A 5,422-nucleotide genomic window follows, 5' to 3' on the forward strand; every position below is an offset into this window, starting at 1 on the left:
GGCAGGGGCCGCCGAACCAGACCAGCGGCGGCGCGCAGAACTGCTCGAGAACGAAGTAGCAGGCGCCCGTCGCCAGGTCGCAGCAAGCGCCCGGCTGCGGACACGGATTGACCGGCTCGCAGACCGTCAGTTCGCCCAGCCAGGCAATGTGGCCCGGAGCGGCATTGCACTGAGCCTGCGTCAGCAGCTCGCAGTGGCCGTCCTCGAAGCAGCAAGCCCCCACCGGCACGGCGGGGCACGGATTCTGCGGCTCGCATGTGCCGCCGAACCAGACCATCGGCGGGACGCACTGGTTATAGGCGATGAAGTGGCACTGCCCCGTCGTGAGGTCGCAGCAGGCGCCGATGCAGTCCGAGAAGTCCGTCAGCGCCCGCGGCAGGAACTGGTAGCCGCTCGAGTAGGGCGAAGTCGTGTCGTACTGAGTCCCGATCCCGATCACCGTGAAGGGCCCGGCCGGCTCGGGTGATCCATCGATGTCGGTCTCCTTGTCGATCCGCATCGTAGTCGCGCCGGTGCCGTCATTGACCTGGAGATTCGCGTCGGAGCCGGGCGGAGGCCATGTCTCGCCGGTGAGACTCACACAGACGAACTGGAGGAGGCAGTCCTCGTATCTCTCGCCGTTCACCGAGTGCTCGAAGGTCGTGATGACCGTCGGCGGAGGCAGCGGATTGCCCGTGCTCTGGACGGTGATCACGAGATAGGGGTCGGTCACCTCGGTCTTGCCGTTGTAGAAACCGACCGTTCCGAGCACCTGGACGAAGTCCCCTCTCTCGATGACCGGCGTCGTGGCGCCGCCCTTGAAGACGGTGACGCAGCAGCCGCTCTCATCGGCGATCTGGAACTCGAGGTTTGTCGTCTGCCAGTTGTAGCTCGAGGTGAGCGCGACGCCGTGAACGCGGACGTAGTGGTTCTCGAGAGCGGGCCTCAGCGTCGTGGGATCGTCGGCCGCGATCTCGCACAGATTGCGATCCTCGGGAACGGGCGGGCCGCAGCTCGCGTCGTTGGCGGTGCCCGGCGTGGGGCTGTTGTCAGCGACGAAGTCGACGCTGTTGTCGTTGGTGTCGTTTCCATTGGGACACCGCGCCAGAGAGATGTCGGCGGAAGGATCGGTAGCCGGACTCCCTTCGCCGGCGAAGCACCCGCCTGTCCCGTAGCAGAGCGCGTCCACAACTGTCCAGTTGGGGTCGCTGCCATACTGGAGCTGGACGTTGTCAGGCCCGTTCTGATAGTTGGCGGCCGTGCTGACGAGGTCGTAGTTCGGAACGAGGTTGCTCTGCGCGATGACGAAGTACCCGTCGGCCGGCATCGTGTAGCCCGTGAGGGAAATCGGCTGGTAGGTCGGGCAGCCGGTGGCGCCATCGACCCCGACGACGCGGTAGCCGCTGAGGGACATCCCGGGAGTTCCCTTCAGCTCGACCCAGTTCACGTCATCCGTCGAAGCGTCGTCATAGAGGATCTCGTTGATGACAATGCTCTGCTGCGCGGTGGCAGCCGCAGTCACTGCGCAGAGAAGGAGAGTGAGAAACAATAGCGAACGGTTCATGAGGCGCCCTCCTTGTGGAGCGGTGGTGGCTTGGATCTAAGCAAACGTGCACGCGTCTCGACGCCGCGACGGTCAATCCTTCGCCGAGGTCGACGTCGTTTAAGCCAAGCAAAATATAGCACTTTCGCCTATCGGACGCAAGAGAGAACGCGCCCCTCCCAGCCGGCGGGCTCAGGCATCGCCGCCCTCTCCAGGTGATCTATCGAGCCCGACCGCGCCGTTTCGAAGAAACGATTCGCGAAGCGGCCGGGGAAAGATCCAGAGCCTGGCGTTTCGGTCGGCTGCAACCGCAATTCACTATCCAGCAACATGTTAGGAGGACTGTGGGCTCCACGAGAGCGCTGCCGCTTCTTCAGCTCGGTTCGTGAGGCGACAACCCCGGCATCGAAATGAGGCCGGGCCTTCCGGCCCGGCCCCTGATGCTTGGTAGCGCTACGGGGATTCGAACCCCGGTTTGATGGCTGAGAACCATCCGTCCTGACCCCTAGACGATAGCGCCTCGACCCGCGATCTTACGGAATCGCCCGATGGCTGGCAACCGACTTCGCACCTAGCGTCCCTTCCTCCCTCGCGCGAGACTCCGCCTGCGGCGATCGGCCAGCTCGGCGAGCGCGGGCTCGTCCAGAAGCCCCCGGTCGGGCCAGATCGCGCAGAGCCAGGCGCTGCACGCGACATGGACCCATCGATGCTGCGATCGGCCGGCTTGATAGGCCTCGCACTGGGCCAGGTGGAATGCGGGGCCGAGCCCCTCCAGGCCGTGGAGGAAGGCGAGACGATGATCGATGATCGAGATCGCGTTCGAGAAGCCTGCCGCGTCGGCGGAAGTGGAAGCGATGCAGCCGAGGGCGAGCTCGGCGTTCCAGTTCTCGAGGGCTCCACCGAGCTGATCGGCTGACACCCGCGACGCCCGGAGCCCTGCCTCGAGAAGGCGCACGCCGACATCGATCCAACCCGGATCGAGGGAGGCGAACTCCGGCGTCCGGCCGGCGAGGAGACTGGCGAGGACCTTCTGGCTGAGGCCGCCGTAACGGATCATCCCGCGCAAGCCGTAGGTGGCGACCGCCATCTGCGCCGCCCGCGACACAGGCATCCCCGAAACGGACGCGCCGAGGAACATGACGGCGGTTCCGAGCGAGACGGCCTCCCAGTAGTCCTCGAGGGCCCAGTCGCCCCCGAGAGCCCTCACGGCCAGCTCCGTGCGGGCGTGCGGCGGCGATGACGCCCACTTGAGCGCCAGGTCCCAGACGCCGCCCGGATCGTCCTCTCCCCGACCCCGCTCGCCCGGCAGTCGGCGCCTCGCCCTGGAGAGCAGATCCTCCGCCTCGATCAGATCCCGGATGAGGTCGAAGGGATTGTCCCCGGCCAGGCGGTGCGCTTGGTGGCGCACGACGCCGCGGAGCAGGACTTCGCCGTTGTGCCAGCCCAGCGCCTGCAGCAAGAGGAACACCTCGAGGGCGCCGGTCAGCTTGAAGCTCCCGAGACCGACTCCATGGAGACCGCCGGTCCAGAGCAGATCTGCGACATCTTCCGGAGAGATGTTCGCGAAGAGCCAGGCGAAGATGTGGTCGGCGACATCCGTGTCCCCGAAGCGGACCGCGTCCAGGTAGGCGTCGCGGATCTCCTCCCGGCTTCCGTCGGCGTGCGGGGCGAAGGCCAGAAGACGCCCCGGACCGAAGGCCGGATCGCGTATCTCCGTGTGGATCCGCCGAGAGGCGGCGACAAGGGGGTAAGGCCTCAGATCGGCGGGAAGCCTAGAACCAAGCTCCCTGTGCGACCGCAGCAGGAAGAGCCCATGCGGCACCCTTCCGGAGCCGAGCCCTTCGTAGCGCGTCGAGCGGACCGCCGCCCTCCCTCCCGCGAGGTAGAGATCGTCCTCCGTGGCCCGCCGGGAGAGGCGCCTCGAGATCTCGGAGGCAAGGTTTTCGGGGTCCGTCTCCTCGAAGATGCGCACATGCGATTCGCCATCTCCGAACTCAAGCTCCCTCAGAACGCTCTTTGTTCCCATGGCGCGGAAGCTAGCAGAGCGCGAGCGAAAGGCGCAATGGGCAGGCTCTCGTTCGGCGGCGCCGGGCTCCGGGGAACGTCTGGGGAAAGGCTCCCGGCATCACGCCGCACCGGGGCCGAGAGCCTCGATCGCTCGGCCGACGCGGCGCGCGCAGGTCCGCTGCCCGAGCGCTTCGAGAATCTCGTAGAGGCCGGGGCCCTTGCCGACACCGCTGACGGCGAGCCTGAGGGGATGGATCAGCTCCCCCGCTCCGACTCCCTCCTCCGCCGCGCAGTCCTTGACGAGCCGCTCCAGGGACTGCGCGTCGAATGCCGGCGCGGCCGAGAGCCTGGGCAGGAGCTTGGCGAGGAGCGCCGGGCTCGTCGGCTTCCACCGCTTCGCGACCGTCTCCCCGTCGTACGACTCCGGATCGACGAAGAACCAGGATGCCAGCGCAGGGAAGTCGTGCACGAAGGCCAGACGCTCGCGCATGAGATCGATGACGCGATGAACATAGGCGGAGTCGAAGGCCGTCCACCCTCTTTCAACGAGCAGCGGACGAAGCTCGGTCTCGATCGACTCGACGGGCTTTCTGGCGAGGTACTCCTGGTTGAACCACCTCAACTTCTCGAGATTGAAGATCGCTCCCGACTTGTTCACGCGCTCGAGCGAGAAGACATCGACAAGCTCCTCCAGGGAGAAGATCTCCCGCTCGTCGCCCGGGTTCCAGCCGAGGAACGCTACGAAGTTGATCAGCGCCTCGGGGAAATAGCCCTGCGCGCGATAGTCCTGCACCGCGACGTCCCCCACCCGCTTGCTCAGCTTGGAGCGGTCCGGGTTCAGGAGCAGAGGAAGGTGCGCGAACCGAGGCGGATCCCATCCCAGGAACCGGTAGAGAAGGACGTGCTTGGGAGCGCTCGTCAGCCACTCTTCCCCGCGGATGACATGCGTTATCCCCATCTCGTGATCATCGACGACGTTGGCCAGGTGGTAGGTCGGGAAACCGTCCGATTTGAGGAGGACCTGGTCGTCGATCGTGTCCGATCCGAAGCCGACGCGGCCTCGGACCAAGTCATCGACCTCGACCGTCGCGCCGTCGGGGATCCTCATGCGCACCGTGTGGCGCTCCCCCGACACCATCCTGGCGTGCGCATCTCCCGCGGAGAGCCGAAGGCAGGCCCGGTCGTAACGGGTGTCCTTCTTATCCTTCCGCATCGCCTCGAGTCGATCCGGCGTGCAGAAGCAGGGGTACGCGCGCCCTTCCGCGAGGAGGCGCTCGGCCGCGGCCGTGTAGAGCTGCAGGCGTTGCGACTGATAGTAGGGCCCGAACGGCCCCCCGGCGCCGGGGCCCTCGTCATGGACGAGCCCCGCCCACGCGAGCGCGTCGATCAGCTGCTCCGTGGCCCCGGGGACGAATCGGGCTCGATCGGTGTCTTCGATGCGCAGGACGAAGACCCCGCCGGCCTTTCGGGCGAACAGGTAGTTGTAGAGCGCCGTCCGAAGCCCGCCCACGTGGAGCGGGCCTGTCGGGCTCGGCGCGAAACGGACGCGCACGGTCTCGCTCATGGTCAGACTCCTCGCCTCGCCTAGCTGCATCTCGGACCGGAAGGCCGATCAGGCGGACGATAGCAGCGAGCGGATCGACCGGCAAGGCCGCCGCCGTTCCCATGCTCGGCTCGCTCGGGCGCGACCTCATGATTGCGACCGCATGATTGCGACCGCGCGATTGCGACCGCGCGATTGACAGTCGGCCTCGTCTGGCCTAGTGTTCCCGCATCCATTTCCCCGAACCGCGATCGGATGACGCGGCGCGATCCCCGCGCGGCAGCGCACCGGATTGGAGCGACAGATGGAAGATTCCAGAAGAGAGGACGGACCGGGCGGCGATGCCCGGA

3 protein-coding genes and 1 tRNA gene are annotated in these 5,422 nt (G+C 66.6%); all 4 read right to left on the minus strand.

From position 1 onward, the window contains the following. The coding region (locus FJY88_11550; GenBank protein ID MBM3287967.1) for a hypothetical protein at positions 1–1,543 on the minus strand (1,543 nt) is incomplete at its 3' end. Between the two features lie 424 nt (positions 1,544–1,967). Next, positions 1,968–2,042 (minus strand) — tRNA-Glu (locus tag FJY88_11555). Between the two features lie 51 nt (positions 2,043–2,093). Beyond that, complete coding sequence (locus FJY88_11560) at positions 2,094–3,548, minus strand: hypothetical protein (GenBank protein MBM3287968.1); 1,455 nt, start codon at positions 3,546–3,548, stop codon at positions 2,094–2,096. Positions 3,549–3,647: 99 nt separating this feature from the next. Next, complete coding sequence (locus FJY88_11565; protein MBM3287969.1) at positions 3,648–5,093, minus strand: glutamate--tRNA ligase; 1,446 nt, start codon at positions 5,091–5,093, stop codon at positions 3,648–3,650. Between the last annotated feature and the right edge of the window lie 329 nt (positions 5,094–5,422).

It is taken from the genome of Candidatus Eisenbacteria bacterium (assembly GCA_016867495.1).
Taxonomy (GTDB): Bacteria; Eisenbacteria; RBG-16-71-46; order CAIMUX01; family VGJL01; genus VGJL01.